21 protein-coding genes and 1 pseudogene are annotated in these 19469 nt (G+C 32.5%); 21 read left to right on the top strand and 1 reads right to left on the bottom strand.

From position 1 onward, the window contains the following. The first annotated feature begins 112 nt into the window (after window positions 1-112). The 15 genes from VQL36_RS15370 (at window position 113) to VQL36_RS15300 (ending at window position 14724) form a co-directional block, all read left to right on the top strand. A complete protein-coding gene (locus VQL36_RS15370; protein ID WP_349250166.1) occupies window positions 113-1183 on the top strand; it encodes an AI-2E family transporter in 1071 nt (356 codons plus the stop codon). A gap of 104 nt (window positions 1184-1287) precedes the next feature. Next, window positions 1288-1635 carry a hypothetical protein gene (locus VQL36_RS15365; RefSeq protein ID WP_349250165.1) on the top strand — a complete coding sequence of 116 codons (348 nt, stop codon included), beginning with the start codon at window positions 1288-1290 and terminating at the stop codon, window positions 1633-1635. Between the two features lie 225 nt (window positions 1636-1860). After that, window positions 1861-4494 (top strand): alanine--tRNA ligase, encoded by a 2634-nt coding sequence (alaS, locus tag VQL36_RS15360; RefSeq protein WP_349250164.1) that lies wholly within the window; start codon window positions 1861-1863, stop codon window positions 4492-4494. Between the two features lie 165 nt (window positions 4495-4659). Beyond that, entirely contained in the window at window positions 4660-4920 is a 261-nt protein-coding gene (locus tag VQL36_RS15355) for an IreB family regulatory phosphoprotein (RefSeq protein WP_349250163.1), read from the top strand. Between the two features lie 73 nt (window positions 4921-4993). Beyond that, window positions 4994-5404: a Holliday junction resolvase RuvX gene (gene ruvX, locus VQL36_RS15350; protein WP_349250162.1), complete on the top strand. Its 411-nt coding sequence runs from the start codon at window positions 4994-4996 to the stop codon at window positions 5402-5404. A 21-nt stretch (window positions 5405-5425) separates the two neighbouring features. Beyond that, window positions 5426-5743: a DUF1292 domain-containing protein gene (locus VQL36_RS15345; protein WP_349250161.1), complete on the top strand. Its 318-nt coding sequence runs from the start codon at window positions 5426-5428 to the stop codon at window positions 5741-5743. A 124-nt stretch (window positions 5744-5867) separates the two neighbouring features. Further along, window positions 5868-6980: an endolytic transglycosylase MltG gene (gene mltG, locus VQL36_RS15340; protein ID WP_349250160.1), complete on the top strand. Its 1113-nt coding sequence runs from the start codon at window positions 5868-5870 to the stop codon at window positions 6978-6980. 22 nt (window positions 6981-7002) lie between these two features. After that, window positions 7003-7662, top strand: a complete 660-nt coding sequence (locus VQL36_RS15335) for an O-methyltransferase (protein ID WP_349250159.1) — start codon at window positions 7003-7005, stop codon at window positions 7660-7662. Between the two features lie 111 nt (window positions 7663-7773). After that, the gene (locus VQL36_RS15330; protein WP_349250158.1) at window positions 7774-8703 is read left to right on the top strand and encodes a peptidase U32 family protein; all 930 of its coding nucleotides are present in this window, start codon (window positions 7774-7776) and stop codon (window positions 8701-8703) included. Between the two features lie 260 nt (window positions 8704-8963). Then, window positions 8964-10223 carry a U32 family peptidase gene (locus tag VQL36_RS15325; RefSeq protein ID WP_349250157.1) on the top strand — a complete coding sequence of 420 codons (1260 nt, stop codon included), beginning with the start codon at window positions 8964-8966 and terminating at the stop codon, window positions 10221-10223. 163 nt (window positions 10224-10386) lie between these two features. Next, a complete protein-coding gene (locus VQL36_RS15320) occupies window positions 10387-11733 on the top strand; it encodes a HAMP domain-containing sensor histidine kinase (protein ID WP_349250156.1) in 1347 nt (448 codons plus the stop codon). A 9-nt stretch (window positions 11734-11742) separates the two neighbouring features. Then, window positions 11743-12396: a response regulator transcription factor gene (locus VQL36_RS15315; RefSeq protein WP_349250155.1), complete on the top strand. Its 654-nt coding sequence runs from the start codon at window positions 11743-11745 to the stop codon at window positions 12394-12396. A 165-nt stretch (window positions 12397-12561) separates the two neighbouring features. Then, on the top strand, window positions 12562-12990 hold the full coding sequence (locus tag VQL36_RS15310; protein ID WP_349250154.1) for a hypothetical protein: 429 nt from the start codon (window positions 12562-12564) through the stop codon (window positions 12988-12990). A 23-nt stretch (window positions 12991-13013) separates the two neighbouring features. Continuing rightward, a complete protein-coding gene (locus VQL36_RS15305; RefSeq protein WP_349250153.1) occupies window positions 13014-14204 on the top strand; it encodes a DUF2157 domain-containing protein in 1191 nt (396 codons plus the stop codon). A gap of 1 nt (window position 14205) precedes the next feature. Further along, the gene (locus tag VQL36_RS15300; RefSeq protein ID WP_349250152.1) at window positions 14206-14724 is read left to right on the top strand and encodes a GDYXXLXY domain-containing protein; all 519 of its coding nucleotides are present in this window, start codon (window positions 14206-14208) and stop codon (window positions 14722-14724) included. A gap of 276 nt (window positions 14725-15000) precedes the next feature. Here the strand turns inward: VQL36_RS15300 and VQL36_RS15295 are convergent, their stop codons facing one another. After that, window positions 15001-15225 (bottom strand): hypothetical protein, encoded by a 225-nt coding sequence (locus VQL36_RS15295; protein ID WP_349250151.1) that lies wholly within the window; start codon window positions 15223-15225, stop codon window positions 15001-15003. 193 nt (window positions 15226-15418) lie between these two features. Between VQL36_RS15295 and VQL36_RS15290 the strand changes: the two are divergent. The 6 genes and pseudogenes from VQL36_RS15290 to VQL36_RS15265 all read left to right on the top strand — a co-directional run bounded on the left by VQL36_RS15290 (window position 15419) and on the right by VQL36_RS15265 (window position 19431). Next, a pseudogene (locus VQL36_RS15290) lies at window positions 15419-16068 on the top strand (HAD family hydrolase). 114 nt (window positions 16069-16182) lie between these two features. Beyond that, entirely contained in the window at window positions 16183-16647 is a 465-nt protein-coding gene (locus VQL36_RS15285; RefSeq protein ID WP_349250150.1) for a DinB family protein, read from the top strand. Beyond that, the gene (locus tag VQL36_RS15280; RefSeq protein WP_349250149.1) at window positions 16647-17171 is read left to right on the top strand and encodes a cysteine hydrolase family protein; all 525 of its coding nucleotides are present in this window, start codon (window positions 16647-16649) and stop codon (window positions 17169-17171) included. Before VQL36_RS15285 ends, VQL36_RS15280 begins: the two co-directional genes overlap by 1 nt. A 111-nt stretch (window positions 17172-17282) precedes the next feature. Then, complete coding sequence (locus VQL36_RS15275; RefSeq protein ID WP_349251190.1) at window positions 17283-18002, top strand: YebC/PmpR family DNA-binding transcriptional regulator; 720 nt, start codon at window positions 17283-17285, stop codon at window positions 18000-18002. 106 nt (window positions 18003-18108) lie between these two features. Next, window positions 18109-18786 (top strand): ribose-5-phosphate isomerase RpiA, encoded by a 678-nt coding sequence (rpiA, locus tag VQL36_RS15270; RefSeq protein ID WP_349250148.1) that lies wholly within the window; start codon window positions 18109-18111, stop codon window positions 18784-18786. A 15-nt stretch (window positions 18787-18801) separates the two neighbouring features. Further along, window positions 18802-19431, top strand: a complete 630-nt coding sequence (locus tag VQL36_RS15265; protein WP_349250147.1) for a hypothetical protein — start codon at window positions 18802-18804, stop codon at window positions 19429-19431. The last annotated feature ends 38 nt before the right edge of the window (window positions 19432-19469 follow it).

The following is a 19469-nucleotide window of genomic DNA, read 5'->3' as shown; positions in this document are numbered from 1 at the left end:
ATATTTGACCTTCACTTTTTGGGGTAAATTAGTGGTTATTTTCCACTTTTAGTACATATACTTTAAAATACTATAACTTGTACTAGAAATTCAAAAGTGTTGGGGAGAAATTATGGAACGTTTTGTAAATAATCGTTTTTTTATTATATTAATTTATATTTTGTTAATCATGGCTGCTTTGTTTATGCTGCTGCAAATCAAACCAATGATTATTGGCATATATAATTTTATTAGTGCTGTTTTAGCTCCTTTTATAATCGCTATGATTATTTCCTATGTATTGAATCCAATTGTTAATTTACTTAGTATACGTAAAGTCCCGAGAACATTAGCTGTTTTACTTATTTACGCAGTATTTATCACTTCAATTACCGTAATATTAATGAATTTAATCCCGATGTTTATGAAACAGGTAAAAGAATTGAATGAACATTTGCCAGAATTAACTGCCACGGTACAAAAATGGCTTGATTATGTATATGAAAATCGCTTTTTTCCTGAATCTGTACGCCTTGGGGTAACAAATTCGCTTATGAATTTTGAAAATAATATTGGCAAAGAAGTTTCACAACTCATTAGTGATATAGGAAGTTATATCAATATGATGTTTCTTGCCTTCATTGTTCCGTTCTTAGCCTTTTATATGTTAAAAGACTTTAAGTTAATTGAAAAAGGTTCTTTAGCCATCATACCAAGTAAACACCGTAAACAAACAGTTCGTTTATTAATCAATATTGATGAAGCATTAGGAAATTACATACGAGGGCAGTTTTTAGTATGTGTTGTAGTAGGTATATTAGCGTATATTGGGTATTGGGTTATTGGTATGCCTTACGCTCTACTATTAGCAAGTGTTGTTGCAGTTTTTAACATTATTCCTTATTTAGGACCATTTTTTGGTGCAGCTCCCGCAATTATTATGGCAGCCACTATTTCTTTTAAAATGGTTTTATTTGTTGCCATCGTAAATATTATCGTTCAAATATTAGAGGGTAATGTCATATCACCTCAGATCGTAGGCAGGACATTACATTTACATCCAATGTCGATTATATTTGCCTTACTTGTTGGAGGAGAATTGGCAGGTGTCGTAGGATTAATCTTAGCAGTTCCAGTTTTTGCTGTTATGAAGGTCATTGTACATCATGTGTTTGACTATTATGTTCAGCGTAAAAAAACATAAAAAATAACAAGATAAATGTCTACAAAAGCAATAAACAATATTATATAATTACCTTGAGTTTTCTTAACATCTTAATTCTTAAAGCCCAAAGGAGTTATATAATATTGGATAAAAAAATACTTTATGCTATTGTGTATCTTGGCATTTGTATGATGGTTAGTGCTGGGTTCATTTCTAATGCAATTCATACAAATAACCAACCCGAAAAACCACTACTAACTAAAGAAGAATTAGGGGAATATTTAGGATTAGATGATGAGGCACTGAATAAGATCGTACCTGATATTAATACTGAGGTCATGAGCATGGACAACCCTAAGATTGCATCATTTAGAATAAATAATCAATTCTATTTTTCTAAAATAGCAGTCGATCATTGGTTAGTTACAGGAGAAAGAAGTTTTTATGAAAATTATGATTTTGATTTCTTTAACCCTATGTCTAATAAATGATATTATATTTTCACGTTATAATTTTATTTAATGTTTGAATACACTCTCCCTTTAGTCCTCTATAGTTTGACAATAAAGGTGGATAAGTTTATAATTTTTTAATGAATTATTATAGGGAAATTCATTGAAATACATAGAAAATACTATTTATCCGTCCCTGTAAAGGGACTTTTTTCATGAAATAATTTATTTAATATACATACGGTTCTTGAGGAGGTAACAAGAATGAAGTCAGGAGAAATACGTCAAAAGTGGTTAGATTTTTTTAAAACAAAAGGCCATAAGATAGAAGAAAGCGCCTCATTAGTTCCACATAACGATCCTTCTCTTTTATGGATTAATGCAGGGATGGCACCGTTGAAACGTTATTTTGACGGTACGGTGAAACCGGACAACCCTAGAATTGCAAATGCTCAAAAGTGTATACGTACCAATGATATTGAAAATGTAGGAAAAACAAAACGTCATCATACACTGTTTGAAATGTTAGGCAACTTTTCAATTGGTGATTATTTTAAAGAGGAAACAATTACTTGGGCATGGGAATTTTTAACGGATAAGAAATGGATCGGTTTTGATCCAGATCGATTATCTGTTACTGTATATCACGAAGACGATGAAGCTTATAAAATATGGAATGAAAAAATAGGCATCCCTGAAGAGAGAATATATAAATTAGACAAGGATAACTTTTGGGATATTGGAGAAGGACCTTGTGGTCCTTGTACAGAAATTTTTTATGATCGTGGTGATGCATATGGGGATTTATCAGATCCAGAGGTAAATCCTGCGGGTGAGAATGAACGATTTTTAGAAGTATGGAATCTTGTGTTCTCACAATTCAATCATAATAAAGATGGATCGTATACACCGTTACCTAATAAAAATATAGACACAGGTGCAGGATTAGAACGATTTACAACGATTTTACAAGATGTAGATTCTACTTTTGATACAGATCTATTTCTTCCAACAATAGAAGAAACATGCGCGATTGCAAACGTTAAGTATAAAGAAAAGACTGAAATAGACGTTGCACTTAAAGTTATAGCAGATCATATTCGAACAGTTGCATTTGCAATAGGTGATGGAGTTCTACCTTCTAATGAAGGTCGGGGATATGTAATTAGACGTTTACTTCGTAGAGCAGTAAGATATGGGAAAGTACTTGGTGTAAATGAACCGTTTTTATATCGTTTAATCTCAAAAGTAGCATCTGTTATGGGTGGGCATTATAAAGAAATTGTAGAAAAACAACAGTTTATTGAAAAAATTGTTCGTGTTGAAGAAGAACGTTTTCATGAAACTTTATCTGATGGTTTAAATATTTTAGCTGAAATGATTCAAGAAGCTAACAAACAAGGGAGATCTGAAATTACAGGAGATCAATCTTTTAAATTATATGATACTTATGGATTCCCATTAGATTTAACTGAAGACTTTGCAAAGGAAAATGGATTCACAGTAGATCATGATGGATTTGAACTTGCAATGCAGAAACAACGTGAGAGAGCAAGAGCAGCCAGACAAGAAGTGGACAGCATGAAGGTTCAGGGGGGCCCATTGACTGACTTAGAGGTTAAAAGTGAATTTGTTGGATATAATAACTTGGAGGTTCGAGCAAAAGTTGAAGCCATTATTTTTAATGATCAACTTGTTGATATTGTAAGTGATAGAAATACTTGCTTAGTTGTGTTAGATCAAACACCATTTTATGCTGAAAGTGGTGGACAAGTAAGTGATCATGGAAAACTAGAGAATGAATCTTTTCAAGGAAATGTACAAGATGTATTTAAAGCACCAAATGGTCAACATGTTCATACAGTGCAGATAGAATCTGGCACTCTGAAAGTAGGCGAAGAAGTAAACGCTGCTGTTGCAATAGAAATGAGAGAAGATATTGTTAAAAATCATACAGCAACTCATCTACTGCATAAAGCTTTGAAGGAAATTTTAGGTGATCATGTCAACCAAGCGGGTTCATTAGTTGCACCTGAAAGATTAAGATTTGATTTTTCTCATTTTGGAAGTATAAGTGAAGACGAGTTATCACAGATAGAGCAAAAAGTGAACGCACAAATTTGGAAAAACACAGCTTTAAAAATTGAACAAAAGTCTCTAAATGATGCAAAAGCAATAGGAGCAATGGCTTTATTTGGTGAAAAATATGGCGACACAGTTAGAGTGGTTCAAGTTGGTGATTACAGCATTGAATTATGTGGAGGATGCCATGTAAATCAAACCTCACAAATTGGATTGTTTAAAATTTTAAGTGAAAATGGTATAGGTTCAGGCATTCGACGAATTGAAGCTGTGACTGGAAAACATGCGTATCAGTTTTTATCAAATCAATTAGAACTTTTAGATCAAGGCTCTCAACTGTTAAAAACAAAAATTGACGAATTGCCAAAAAGAATTGAAATGTTATTAACACAAAATAAAGAGCTAACAAGAGAAAATGAATCATTACGTGGGAAATTAAACACAATTGAAGCAGGTTCATTATCTGATCAGGTGAAAAAAGTAGGAACTGTACCTGTTTTAGTAGCACAATTGAAGCAGGTAAATGCAGATACAATGCGTTCTATGATTGATGAGCTTAAAGATAAGCTAAAGTCAGTTGTGATTGTTTTTGGTACTGTAAATGAAGGGAAAGTACAGCTTGCTTCTGCAGTTACGTCTGATTTAGTTAAACAAGGTTACCATGCAGGTAAAATTATTAAAGAGGTAGCAGCTATTTGTGGTGGCGGCGGGGGTGGACGTCCAGATATGGCACAGGCTGGGGGTAAAGATCCATCTAAGTTGCAACAATCACTTGACAGTGTTGAAGAATATATTAAACAAATTCAAAATAAATAAGAAAGATTTACCTTTATTCAATTCTATTTTATGATATGATGAAGCTATAACATCCTATAAAAGAAGATATATCCTAACTGATTATAGTATTTTGTATAGGAAATAAGCGTTCAATCTAGAGTGATTTTCATAAATATAGTGGTATTAAATCGGGAGGTGCTGGTGATGAACAACAACATGGATAGAACAATGCATTTTAAAATGAGCAAAGACGGTGAGGAAACTTCACAGGATATTTTATTAACCGTATATGATGCTTTAAAGGAAAAGGGATATAATCCAATCAATCAGATTGTTGGTTATTTGTTGTCTGGAGATCCTGCATATATTCCCCGACATAATAATGCTAGGACGATGATTGGGAAGCAAGAACGAGATGAGCTTATTGAAGAATTAGTTCGTTCATACCTAAATCAGCATCGTTAAAAATGAAAGGCCGATGGTTATCCATCGGGCTTTTTACTCTTAGAGGTGTTTAAGGGGCTAAGGAGAATATTGCATGCGAAAAATGGGTTTAGATTTCGGTGATAAAACAATTGGTATTGCTGTTAGTGATGAGTTAGGTTGGACTGCACAAGGTATAGAAGTTATAAAAAGAAAAAGCAAGAAAGAAGATATATCCAGACTAAGAACCATCATAAAAGAATATGATATAGCTGAAATTGTTCTTGGACTTCCTAAAAATATGGATGGAAGTATAGGAGAGCGTGGTCAGCTTTGCATTCAATATGGTGAAACTCTTAAAACAGTGTTGGAATTGCCAATCCATATGTGGGATGAAAGGTTAACAACTGTTTCAGCAGAACGCACATTAATTGAGGCTAATATGAGCAGGAAAAAGAGAAAACAAGTGATTGATAAAATGGCAGCAGTATTAATCCTGCAAAGTTACTTAGATGCAAAAAAATAGTTTAATTAGGAGGTTTTACAGATGAGTGAAGAAAATAACAACGAAACAATACTAGAAGATGATTTAGGGTCAATTTTTATAAAAAATGAAGAAGGTGAAGATGAACCTTTCGAGATCATTATGCAATTTGAAGTTCATGAAACGGGTGCAAAGTACATGATGGTTGTTCCCGAAAATGCAAATGCTAATGAAGATGATGAGGTTGATGAAGTGTATCCCTTCCGTTATGAAGAGGATGGAGATGACCTTAAGCTATTCACCATTGATGATGATGAAGAATGGAATCTTGTTGAAGAAACTTTTAATACGTTACTAGCCGAATCTGATTTACAAGAATAATATATGGTATAATAAATGAGAATTGAGCGGCCTAGCCCGCTTTTTTCTACGTATGAGAGTAGTTTGTTGGTGATGATATCGGAATTTTTTAAACTTTAACTTGTTATAAGGAGGAATTTACGCCTTGGAAAATCAAGAAAACTTTGTTGAAGGAACCAGATCCCGTAATGGATGGAAAAAAGTAAAAATCATAATGGCTATAATATCTATCATTATATTTTTAATTGTAGGTGTTGTAGCTGGCGGCGTTTTTTATGGATATAGCTCTTTACAACCAGTTGAAGCACAAGATGAAAATATACGTTTCATTGTTGAAACGGGTATGAATTCAAAACAAATTGCAAATCGTTTAGAAGAAGAAGGACTTATTAGAAACCAAACCTCTTTTACTTATTATTTAAAGTTCAAGGGTGAAGGGCAACGTTTCCAAGCAGGCGAATATGAAATGAAGCCAGGGATCACTATTGATGATATCATTCAAAAATTAAACAATGGGGAAACAGTAGTTGATACCATTCAATTTACAATTCCTGAAGGTTATACTTTATCTCAAATTGCGGATAAGCTAAGTCAAGAGGAATTAGTTAACATAGATGTTTTACATGAATTGCTATTGCAACCGGAGTTATTTTCAAGCCAATCGATTAAAAAAATACCAGAAGATGAAAATTTAAAACATGTTTTAGAAGGGTATCTTTTTCCTGAAACGTATGAAATGAAAGCTGATAGCAGTGAACAGGAAATCATTGAAAGGATGCTTTTAGAGTTGGATAGGAAATTAAAGACTTTGCCTGAGAACTGGGAGGAACAGCTTGAAACACAAGGCATCAATTTTCATGAAATGATGACAATTGCTTCACTTATTGAAAGAGAAGTGGTTGTAGATGAAGAAAGAAAGACTGTAGCTGGTGTTATTTATAATCGAATTAGAGATAATAGCATAAAACTTGAAATTGATGCTACGGTACAATATGCATTAGAGGAACCAAAGGAACGTTTATTGTATGAAGATTTAAAGATAGAAAGTCCTTATAATACGTATTTTGTTGAAGGATTACCACCTGGCCCTATCGCTAGTCCGAGTATACTATCAATAGAAGCAGCACTTTATCCAGAAAAAACAAGTTATTATTACTATGTTACAAAAAAAGATGGAAGTCAGGAGCATTTATTTTCTGAGACATATGAGGGACATTTACAAAATATAAAGAAAAGTAAACAAACTGCTCAAAATTAAGTGAATTTTAAGGGGATATAATATGATAGATCCACAAATAAATGAGTATATTTTGAACCTGATTCCAGATCGGAATGCAGTACTGAAAAGGCTTGAAAAGGAAGCTAAAAAAGAAGGTATACCAAACATACAGCTTCAAAGTATCCAGTTTATTAACGTATTGTTGAAAAGTATTCAACCTAAAAATATACTTGAGATTGGATCTGCAATCGGTTATTCTGGAATTCATATGGCGGAAGCTGCACCTATGGCTGAAATTATAACATTAGAAATGGATGAAAAACGAGCAGCAAGAGCAGTTCAGAATTTCCAAGAAGCTGGTGTTTCAGAAAGAGTAAAGCTCGTCCTTGGTGATGCTGCAGAAACATTGCCTGCTTTACAAGAGAGCTTTGATTTTATTTTTATAGATGCTGCAAAAGGACAATATAAAAAGTTTTTAGAATTGTCTTTAAAACATTGTAAACAGGGGACTGTGATTGTTTCAGATAATGTGTTTTTTCAAGGTTTTGTGACAAAGGAACGAGATGAATTAGAACCAAGATTTCGCAATATGATTGATAAATTGAATAAATATAATGAATTGTTGTCCAATCATCCACAGTTAGAAACAAGCTTTGTATCAATTGGAGATGGATTGGCAATTTCAATTGTAAGTACTAATCATGAACTACAGCATGAATAAACAGCACCTGAAGTGCTGTTCCTACGTAAACAGTATATGATGATACTGAAACCAGAAAGTTAGCTTAAGGTAAGTAGGGAATGCTTGAACATTCTTTTACGAGGTGAAAAAATGAGAAAAAAACCAGAGCTGTTAGCTACAGCAGGCTCCTTAGAAGAATTGGAACGTTTGATCCAAGCTGGTGCAGATGCAGTGAACATTGGGCATAATGAATATGGAGTGAGATTACCCGGTAATTTCAATTTGGAAGAGATTAAAAAAGCAGTTCAAATCGCCCATGCAAAAGGGGTTAAAATTTATGTAGCTGTTAACAACATATTTAATAATGCACAAATGGAGACCTTGCCATCTTATTTAAAGGCACTACATGATTACCAAGTGGATGCTATTGTTTTTGGTGATCCTGCCATAATTTCTGTCTTAAAGCAACTGAATATTAAAATGGATTTACATTGGAATACGGAAATGACATCCACTAACTATGTAACAGCTAATTATTGGGGAACAAAAGGTGCTACCCGAATGATATTAGCTAGAGAGTTAAATTTAGTGGAAGTTCAAGAAATAAGCGATAAATTAAAGTTAGAAACTCAAATTCAAATTCACGGTATAACGAACATTTATCATTCCAAACGTGAATTAGTTAAAAGCTATATGGGGCATATCAATCATAAAGTCACAGATAAATTTGACAAGGATCGAAATTTGTATTTAGTAGAATATGAAAGACAGGATTTAAAATTACCTATCTATGAGGATGAGAATGGAACACACATTATGAGTGCTGATGATATTTGTACAATTGATGTGTTAGACGAAGTGCTGGAAGAGCCTGTTGATAGTGTTAAAATTGAAGGATTGTTAAAATCGATTAAATATAATGAGACAGTTGTACGTTGTTATCGTGAAGCGATTGATTTATACTTTGAAAATCCTGAATCCTATAAGTTTAATCCTGAATGGTTAGAAAAGATTAAACAAGTACAAGATCCAGATCGGGAATTGTCTTACGGTTTCTTTTTTAAAGAGCAAGTATATTAGTACACCCCAAAAAGTGAAGTAAGACTTCAATATTAGGTCCCCAGTTCTTGGATGAACTGGTGCCAGTGTTCACCGCATGGACGTGGTGTGATATTAGCTGGCTATTACTTTTACGGGGCCCATAACAGAAATATGCACCCCAAAAATATGCTTTCAGCACAGGAAGTGCTGATCCTAGGTTGGTCACAAGGATGTGACTGAATTTAAGTAGGGTTCGGGGACCCCCGGGAAATTAAATATAAAATAGGAGGTGTTGAGCGATGACGGTACTTACTAAAAAGTCACCGGGTTCAACCAGAAGAAAATTAGAAAAACCCGAGCTGTTAGCACCTGCGGGTAATTTAGAAAAATTAAAATTTGCAATTCATTATGGAGCGGATGCGGTATATATAGGTGGACAAAGATTTGGATTGCGTTCCAATGCAGATAATTTCAGTATTGATGAAATGAGGCAAGGGGTTGAATTTGCCAAAAAGTATGGGGCTAAGGTCTTTGTAGCTACAAATATTTATGCGCATAATGAGGATTTTGATGGGTTAGAGGAGTATTTAAAACAATTAGAAGAAGTGGGCATTTCAGCTATCATTGCAGCAGACCCAGCCATTGTAAATACAGCACTGAAAGTAGCTCCGAAATTAGAGGTTCATTTGAGTACTCAACAATCAACAATGAATTGGCAAGCGGTACAATTTTGGAAAGATGAAGGTCTGCCAAGGGTTGTGTTAGCACGTGAGGCAAACATGGAAGAAATAATTGAAATTAAAGATAAGGTTGATATTGAAATTGAAGCCTTTATCCATGGTGCCATGTGTTCCTCTTATTCTGGACGTTGTGTCCTGTCTAACCATTTTACTGATCGTGACTCCAATCGTGGCGGATGTTCTCAGTCTTGTCGTTGGTATTATGATCTGTATGAAGGTGATGAAAAACATCCGATGTTTACTGTCGATGAAGACGATCCATTCACAATGGGATCTAAGGATTTAGGCATGATTGAACATATTCCTGAGCTTATTGAATCAGGTATAGATAGCTTTAAAATCGAAGGGCGTATGAAGAGTATTCATTATGTTGCAACCGTAGTTAACGCATATCGTCAAGCTATCGATGCTTATATGGAAAATACTGATCATTATGAATTAAAGCAAGAGTGGTTGGATGAAATTCATAAAGCTGCGAACCGCCCATTGAATTCAGGATTCTTTTATAAAGCACCAGGTGCAGGAGAACATATTTATGAAGCAGAAGATAAATTAGTGAACTTTGATTTCGCGGGGTTAGTTCTTGACTATGACGAGGAGACAGGAATAGCAACGATTCAGCAACGAAACCATTTTAAAGTAGGACAGGAAATTGAATTTTTCGGCCCAAATGGGACATTTTTCAAACAAACTGTTGCAAAAATCTGGGATGACAAAGGCAATGAATTAGAAGCTGCAAGACATCCTTTGATGACTTTGCGAATGAAGGTTGATCAACCTGTTCATGCTCTAGATATGATGAGAAAAAAGAATATTTAATCCTTTTTATAATTTTTGATAATTAAAAACCTTCAACATATATGTTGAGGGTTTTTAAACGTAGATCTTAAATGCATTATTTTATGGATGAGTGGTATTTATTGGTTGGATATTGTAAAATCACAAAAAGGAATAGAAACTGTACTGAGGAAGTGGAACTTGTATGTTATTTGTTTTGATTGCTCTTTGGGGCATTGCTCTTATACTATTAAGATTTGATCCAAAAAATATTTCAATCCGTTGGTTAAGTGCACTTTTATTTTGTGGTGGATGTGGAGCCATTGCGATTTTAATTGGAGAGCAGTTTCTTCCTTTTGTAAAAGAGCAATCTGATACCAAAGTGTTACAAACAATATTATATAGAATCCAAGTTACTTGCTCTCTATTTTCTTATTATGGGATTCCCTATAGCTATATATTATTTTCTTTATATTATCAACCTATATTTGTAAACAAGCGTTGGTTTAAAATTATCCCGTACATATTATGTTTACCGATTGTACTTATGTTGTTATTTACTCCCGCTTATCCTGTAACTGATGTTGGGTTATATCCATTATTAGCATCATGGTCGGTTTTATATGTTTTGTTTGGAAGTATTTTGATTATATCCAAACGTGAAGAGCTTCCAGATTTAAAAAGGAATCATATACTTACTAGTTTATCGATTGTACCAACGGTGTTGTTTGTATTGGTTATGAATTATGTTTTACCTAGTTTTGATATTTATAGAATGTGGAAGTACAATACATGGATTGTCATTTACGGTACAATTGTATTTGTTTTAGCTATCTTCAATTATGGATTTTTAGGAATGCAGCTTTTTATTGAGCGGAAAAAATTAGATATTACACTTCAAGCGATCACATCAGGAACTGCAATTTTAAATCATGCCATTAAAAATGATGTGGGAAAAATGAGATTGTTTGGACATAAAATAAAAGCACATGCTCAAAATACGGAACAAAAGGAACTTGAAGAAGATATTGGAGTGATTTTAAATGCAACATCACATATTCAACTAATGATTCAAAAAGTGCAACATCAGACACACGATATAGTTTTAAAAAAGGGAAGTTATAACCTTAAAGCTATGATTGATGAAACATTGGAAAATATACGGCCTTATTTGAATCAAATCAATGTCATATCTTCTGTAGATGGAAATATTAATTTAATCTGTGATAAAACACATGTGATGGAAACAATTCAAAATATAATAATGAATGCGATTGAAGCGATGCCAGCAGGTGGAGAGATTGAGATGATTGGTTATGAAATGACCCAGGTTCATGTTTTAGAAATAAAAGATACTGGTTTTGGCATAAACAAAAATCATTTAAAAAAAGTGATGGATCCATTCTTTACGACAAAAATGAAGGATAAGATGAATTTTGGATTAGGCTTGGCTTACGCATATAATGTGATGAATAGACATCGAGGTTCTCTAGATATCAAAAGTATAAGAGATGAAGGTACTTCAGTAATCTTAAAATTTCCTAAGAAATAAGGAGAGAATATGGATAAAATAAAAATTTTAATTGTGGAGGATGATAAAGATTGGAGAAGGGGGTTATCTTCTTTTTTATCAGCTGAATCTGATTTAGAGGTTGTGTCACAAGCGGAAAATAGGGAAGAAGCGATGTTAGCGATAAGCACCGTGGAAATTGATGTTGTTTTGATGGATATTTTGTTAGCTAATAGTATAGAAGGAATTGAAATCACAGCCGAAATGAGTCAGCAATATGGAGCCAGAATTATTATGCTAACATCACTTGAAGAAAAAGAAATGATGTTTAGTGCTTTTCGTGCAGGAGCACTGGATTATATTATTAAATCAGACTTTGAAAAAATCCCCGATTGTATTCGTTCTGCTTATCAAAACCAATCTCCTATTAATGCACAAGCTGCGGAACAGATTCGAGAAGAATTTAAACGATTAAAGAAATTAGAACAAGAATATAAAGTGAAAGAAATGCGTGCATTGATCACACCTGCTGAACTTGAGATACTAAACTTGATTTATCAAGGGAAAACACAAACTCAAATATCAGAAACTTTAGTTGTTTCCATACGCACAGTTAAAAATCATGTAAGTAACATACTGCGAAAATTGGAGTTAACAAGTAGTAAAGAAGCAGCTGAAAAGGCAAAGGAGATGGGATTGTTTTAATAAATTTAATTACTTAGAAATCTGTGAAAAAATAGTACTAGAAAAAGATAGTACTATTTTTTTTTCGATTTTTTTTATAATATAAGAAAAAAATACAGCTTTTATATTGACTTGCAAGTAGCCAGATAGGGCAGTAAACACCCCCTTAATAAAGGAGGAGTAATATTGACTAAAAGTGAATCATGGATACGTTTGGGGTTTGATTTTTTAAAAAGAAAAATAATTGTAAGCACAATCAGTATACTTGTCATCTTGTCTATAGAGTTCGCCATTTATGTACTTTATTTTGGTGAGAGTATTGATGCATTAAAGGAAAACTTATCTTTGATAACAACATTTCAAATGATTTTTATGGTTGTCCCACTGTTCGTTATTGCTATCCCTATTTCGATTTTGTCAGATGTTGTAACAGATCAAATATATAAAGATAATCGTAAATTTATCGCTTTTTTTCTTCATATAATGTTATTTATAATCATTAGTTTACTATTTGTGAATGGATTTCCTTTAGTTATATTAGTAACTGGTTTAACTGGAGTTTTGTATTGGTTGATTGATGAATTTATTAGAGTATATTTATTTAAAATGAGTTAAAATTCTATAAGGAGGTGTAATCATTGAGAAAATTATTACAAAAAGAAGGTTTAGGATGGGTTGAAAAACAAATTATTTCAAACGAGCAATTCAATCAAATACTTGAGTTGTATCCAGAACAGGATAAACGTTCTTATAAAATAATACCCATATTAGCTAGTTTATTAATCGGATTAGGGATATTGACTTTTATTGCCTCTAATTGGTCATTAATCTCAAATCCAATAAAATTATTAATTATTTTAATTGTAATGTTAGGTTTTTACGGATTTGGAGAACAAAAGGTTGCTAAGGGATCTTTAGTTATGGGTCATTGTTTCATATCATTAGGAGTAGTTGCCTTTGGTGCTGGCATCATTTTAACTGGTCAGATGTTTCATATAAGTGCAAATGATGTTACCTCATTTATCGTTTGGGGTTTAGCTGGTTTAGCAATGACCTATATATATCGAAGTTCATTACTGTTTTATTTAACACTCGTGATTTTGAATTTATCACAAGGTATTAGTCTGATTACGTATAATCAATTTAGCTTTGTTACCTTTATTTTTCTAGCGATAGGTCTAGGTTTGTTTGCATTTAAGTATAGACATCATATTGTTATTATTTTATTATTATCTACTTCTGTTTTTATTCACTCATTGTTTTTGTTTTCAAATTATGATATCTCTTGGTTTTGGATGCTTGTTCCAGTTTATTTATTTTATGTATTGGCGGATATTTTTCCTAAAGACTTTTTCTTTTCAATATATCGAAAATTAAGTCTATTATTCTTTTTTATGTTTGCATTATTCATGGTTTTATATCGAAGTTCTGAATCTTTTTCAGCTTTTCATTTTATAACCTTTTTGCTTATTGCTTTAATTTCAATTGCATTTAAGTGGAAGAATAATCGATTATTTACAGGGTATGAATGGGTCATAATGATTCCAGTTTTTTATTTGATTCCATTTACAGATGTTGTTTATATATTTATGATGTATTTCTTTTCAATGTATTTATTGTGGCTTGGTTTTAAGCTAAGAAATAGAATGATTGTTAACTTGGGAAGTTTCTCATTTTTGTTCAGTACACTTGTAGCATATCTTAATTTGACTTGGGATTTTATGCCGAAATCAATTTCATTCATACTTGGTGGTGGATTGCTGTTTGGAATTTACTTCATACTGCAAAAACAAAAGGAAAAATGGCTAATCGATGGTGGAGGTGATTGAATTGAGAACTTCAAAAAGAGGTTGGTTTATCATAGCTCTCATATTACAAGTTTGTTTTTTATTATCTATTTCTCTCAGCAATTATTCTGTGGAATGGTTTGGGGAAGAATTACGTTTGAAAACAGTACCTGTTGATCCTAGAGATTTATTTTACGGAGATTACGTTATTTTACATTATGAGATAAATGACATTCCCAAAACCCTATGGCAAGAAGTTAATTTGCCTGATATAGGTGAGAAGCTCACAATTGGATTAATAGAAGAAAAGGGTTATTATACAGTTGCATCTATTGGTCATGTTAAACCTAAGGATGCAGTGGAAGCTCACATTTACCTTGAGGCAGTGGTTTCTAAGATTAGACCAAATTCCATTTTTGTTGAATATGGTATAGAAAAGTATTATGTTCCTGAAGGTGAAGGTAGAGAACTTGAGCAGCAAAGAGGAGAACTTGATGTCATTGTGAAAAAAGCGATATGGGGAAATATGAAAATTTCTAGGATTGAATTCGGGGAAAGTTGAATTAAAATTAATAACATTTTAAATTCTATATGTAGAATAAAATAACGATGGCAGTCTTCCTTAAGAAGATACCATCGTTATTTAAATTTATATAAAAAATGATTACACCTTACATTCACTGAACCTAAGCTATAGAATAAGAGATGACTGATTTTTAATGTATACATTCTAATATATTCCATATGTTTTAGTGTGAAGCTAGAGTAACTATTTAGGTGTGAAATGTAAGTCACATCATTTTTTGTTTATATAAATTTGTTCAGCTGTTTATTTCAATTATTCAGTAGACTCTTCAGTATCTTCTTCATCAGTAGCTTCTGCATCTTCTTCATCAGTAGCTTCTGCGTCAGCATCTTCATCTGTACCTTCTTCTTCAAAATTCATTTCTTCATTTTCTTGAAATTCTTCCTGTTGCTCTACATCTGTATCCTGTGGTGTACAAGCTGCTGCAAAAACAGTGATAGCTCCTAGAATCGCAAAAATTTGTAATGCTTTTTTCATTTTTTGTTTCCCCCTGGTTTTTTTTTGTTACAAGACTTATTGTAGTTTGTTAACCTTAAAATTACATTAATTTTCAATTAAAATGATATAAAGATTGTAACTGAATTGTAAAGGTGTCATTGAGTTTATAGAGTTGAAGAATTTTGCTAGGGACAATATACTAACATGAGAATATGAAAAGCAGGTGTATACGATGAAATATAACACAATATTATTTGACTTAGATGGAACATTAACGGATCCCAAAACTGGTATAACAAAGTCAATACAATATGCTTTGGCTAAATTTGATATTGATGTGAAAGATTTAAATGAATTAGAAACTTTTATAGGTCCTCCGCTGTATCAATCTTTTATGGAATTTTACTCATTTGATGAAATACAGGTAAAGGAAGCAGTAGCTTATTATAGAGAATACTTTTCTGAGAAGGGTTTATATGAGAATGAACACTATATGATGGAATAATTCACTTGTTGGAGGAATTAACAAATCAGAATAAACAGTTGTATGTAGCGACTTCAAAACCTACTCTTTTTGCGGAAAAAATTCTAGAACATTTTGATATAAAAAAATACTTTCGATTTACAAGTGGAAGTAACTTAGACGGAACAAGATCAGATAAAACTGAAGTCATCCAATATTTAATTGAAAAAGAAAAATTGAATCCCAGTAATATTGTCATGATAGGTGATCGAAAATATGATTTAATTGGAGCACAGAATAACGGAGTTGCATCTATTGGTGTTGGATACGGCTATGGCAGTAAACAAGAATTATTAGATAACAATCCTACTTATTACGTTGAAACAGTTAGAGACCTGATAAATCATTTGGTAAAATAATAATAACTTTATTTCATATTACGAAGTAAAGTTGAAAGGGTAAACAGAACGTATGTTTGAATTATATCGTTTCCCATGATAATATATTCATATTAAGTAAGGGGGATTTGATTTATGAATTATAACGAAATTATTAAACAGTATAGAGATTTTACTAAATTTGTTACCTCTTTAAATGGACTACCTGATCAACTATGGTTAGATCCTATTGCACAAGGGAAAGCATCTATTGGTGAAATTATAGGGCATTTATTAAATTGGGATACATATATCATTGATCATACAATTCCAGCTGTGAAAAATGGAGAAAACATGGAATTTCCCGAATTTGATACTTTTAATCAACTTGGATATGAAATGGCTAGAAAAAAATATTCAAAGGTTGAGCTAATCAAAGAATTTAATGCAACTAGAAATAAATTATGCGAAATGCTGTTGAATTTATCATACGAAGATCTAACTAGGAAATTAACCCCTAATTCACTACTTTATCTTATAGAAGAATTAAATGAACATGATGAACACCATTTAAGTCAAATCATGAACAAATTAAACCATGAGAAAAGGGAGGTGGGGTAATGGAAAATAAGACAGCTTTATTAATTATTGATGTACAAGTGATAATGTTTACATATGATGGAGGGAGTTTGTACAACGGAGATAAAGTATTACATAACATCCAAGAATTATTGGCGAGGGCTCGCTCAAATAATATACCAGTGTTTTTTATTCAGCATACTGAAGCTCCCAATTTAATTGACGGTAAGGAAGGGTGGCCAATCCACCCTAAAATAACACCCCTTGAAAATGAGATGGTAATTCAAAAAAATTACTGTGATTCATTCTTCCAAACAGATTTACATGAGAATCTGCAAGAAAAAGGAATAGAAAACCTAATTATTGTTGGAATGCAATCAGAGTTTTGTGTTGATACGACCTGTAGACGTGCCTTTAGTTTGGGATATAATAATGTATTAATAGAGGATGGGCACTCCACATTTGACACAAAAATATTAAAAGCAAAGCAAATTATAGAACATCACAACAGTATTTTAGGTGGAAGGTTTGCTGAATTAAAAGCTGCCAAAGAAATTCAATTTTAGTTGAAACTCATAAATTTTTAAAATGTTTTTGACAACATTATTCATTTCAATAAATGAACCATATAAGGTATAATATATTTGATTTAAAGAATGAAAGAGAGTGAAACATTTATGGGTCGTAAATGGAATAATATTAAAGAAAAAAAAGCATCAAAAGATGCAAAAACTAGTCAAATATATGCAAAATTCGGGCGTGAGATTTATGTCGTAGCTAAACAAGGTGAACCTGATCCTGACTCAAATCAAGCATTAAAATTCGTTCTTGAGCGTGCTAAAACGTATAATGTACCAAAAGCAATCATCGATCGTGCCATTGAAAAAGCAAAAGGTGGTTCAGATGAAAACTTTGATAAACTTCGTTATGAAGGGTTTGGGCCCAATGGATCTATGGTCATCGTAGATGCATTAACTAATAACGTGAACCGTACTGCACCAGAAGTACGTTCGGCATTTAATAAAAATGGTGGGAATATGGGAGTAAGTGGATCTGTAGCTTATATGTTTGATGAAACTGCTGTTATAGGTATAGAAGGGAAAACAGCAGATGAAGTGCTTGAATTATTAATGGAAGTAGATCTAGACGTTCGTGATATTTTAGAAGAAGATAGTGCAATTATTGTTTATGCTGAACCTGATCAATTCCATGCAGTACAAGAAGCGTTCAGAAATGCTGGTATTTCTGAATTCACTGTAGCAGAAATAACGATGATTGCACAAAACGATGTAACACTTTCAAAAGATGTGCTGGAACAATTTGAAAAAATGATAGACGCTTTGGAAGATTTAGAAGATGTTCAACAAGTATATCACAATGTAGATTTTGGGGAATAATAAATGGTGAAAGCAGACCTTGATAAATTTAAAGGTCTGTTTTTTTATATTAAGTATAATCCAAAATGTAAATTAAATTTATCATTAAATTCTTCAGGAGGTACATATGAATGCAAAAAAAATAGCAGGAGAAAAAGCAGTTGAACATGTAAGAGATGGTATGGTCGTTGGGTTAGGTACAGGTTCTACAGCATTTTGGGTAGTACGAAAGCTTGGTGAAAAAGTGAAGAATGGTTTAAATATTAAGGGAATTCCCACTTCAAAGAGCACCCAAAAACTAGCAATTGAAATGAATATACCTCTCATTACTTTTTCTGATGTAAATCATATAGATATTACCATTGATGGAGCGGATGAAATAAGTTCAACTTTAGATCTAATAAAAGGTGGAGGAGGCGCATTGCTAAGAGAAAAAATCGTGGCATTTGCTTCTGAAAAATTTGTAGTAGTGGCAGATGAATCAAAGTACGTGAAAGAACTCGGTTCATTTTCTCTACCTGTGGAAATTACCCCGTTTGGGTTTGAAGCAACCAAACGAGAAATACAAAAATTTAAATGTCTAACAAAAATAAGAAAACTAGAAAAGAATGAACCATTTATTACTGATAATGGAAACTATATTTTAGATTGTTATTTTGAATTGATTGAAGACCCATCACATCTACATACTCAATTAAATATGATACCTGGAGTAGTAGAAAATGGCTTGTTTGTAAATATGGTTGATCAAGTCATCATTGGATACAATGATGGAGAAGTGAAAGTGTTGGATAAATTAGAATAACCTCAGATTAAAATGATGGGGAAGAATTTACAAATTAATACTTTTGGATACAGTAAAAAGGAGACATCTATGAAAATACCATGGTATATTGGAATTATTGTTGCAATTATTGTACTTATCGTTGGCATTTTAATTACTGCTTTCAACGTTAATTATTTGTTTAAAACAGAAAATTTTCCCTATGTATTCGTTCCTGGAGAAAATGATCTGGAACTAGAACAACCTGGTGAATATACTATTTTTTATGAATATGAAATTGATCAATTAGATATTGGTATATTTGAAATGAAAAGGACACTTAAATATAATCATGTAATAGATCAGATTAAAGTGTCCGTAATAGATTTGGAAACACGGAATGAAATGTTGTTAACACCTCAGCAAAGCTTAACTTATAGCATGAATGATGTGGAAGCTAGTTCTTTATATGATTTTACAATAGAGAGTAGCGGTAGCTTTAGAATTAATACCGACACAGAATCTTTACCACATGATGTGATTAAATTGACGGTTGTTCATGATTTTTTAGGTAGCATTATAAGTGTTTTTGTTTCCATGGGGATAACGATATTGGTTTCAACATTGTTGGTAACAATATCTATTTTTATAAGATTCAGGTCAAAAAGAAGACGAGTTAATAGGTAGGGCCAATTTTATTTTGAAATGTTATGATAATAAGGTCT

The organism is Chengkuizengella sp. SCS-71B, assembly GCF_040100845.1.
In the GTDB taxonomy this organism is placed as follows: Bacteria; Bacillota; Bacilli; order Paenibacillales; family KCTC-33759; genus Chengkuizengella.
This window is presented reverse-complemented; position numbering and strand designations above follow the sequence as displayed.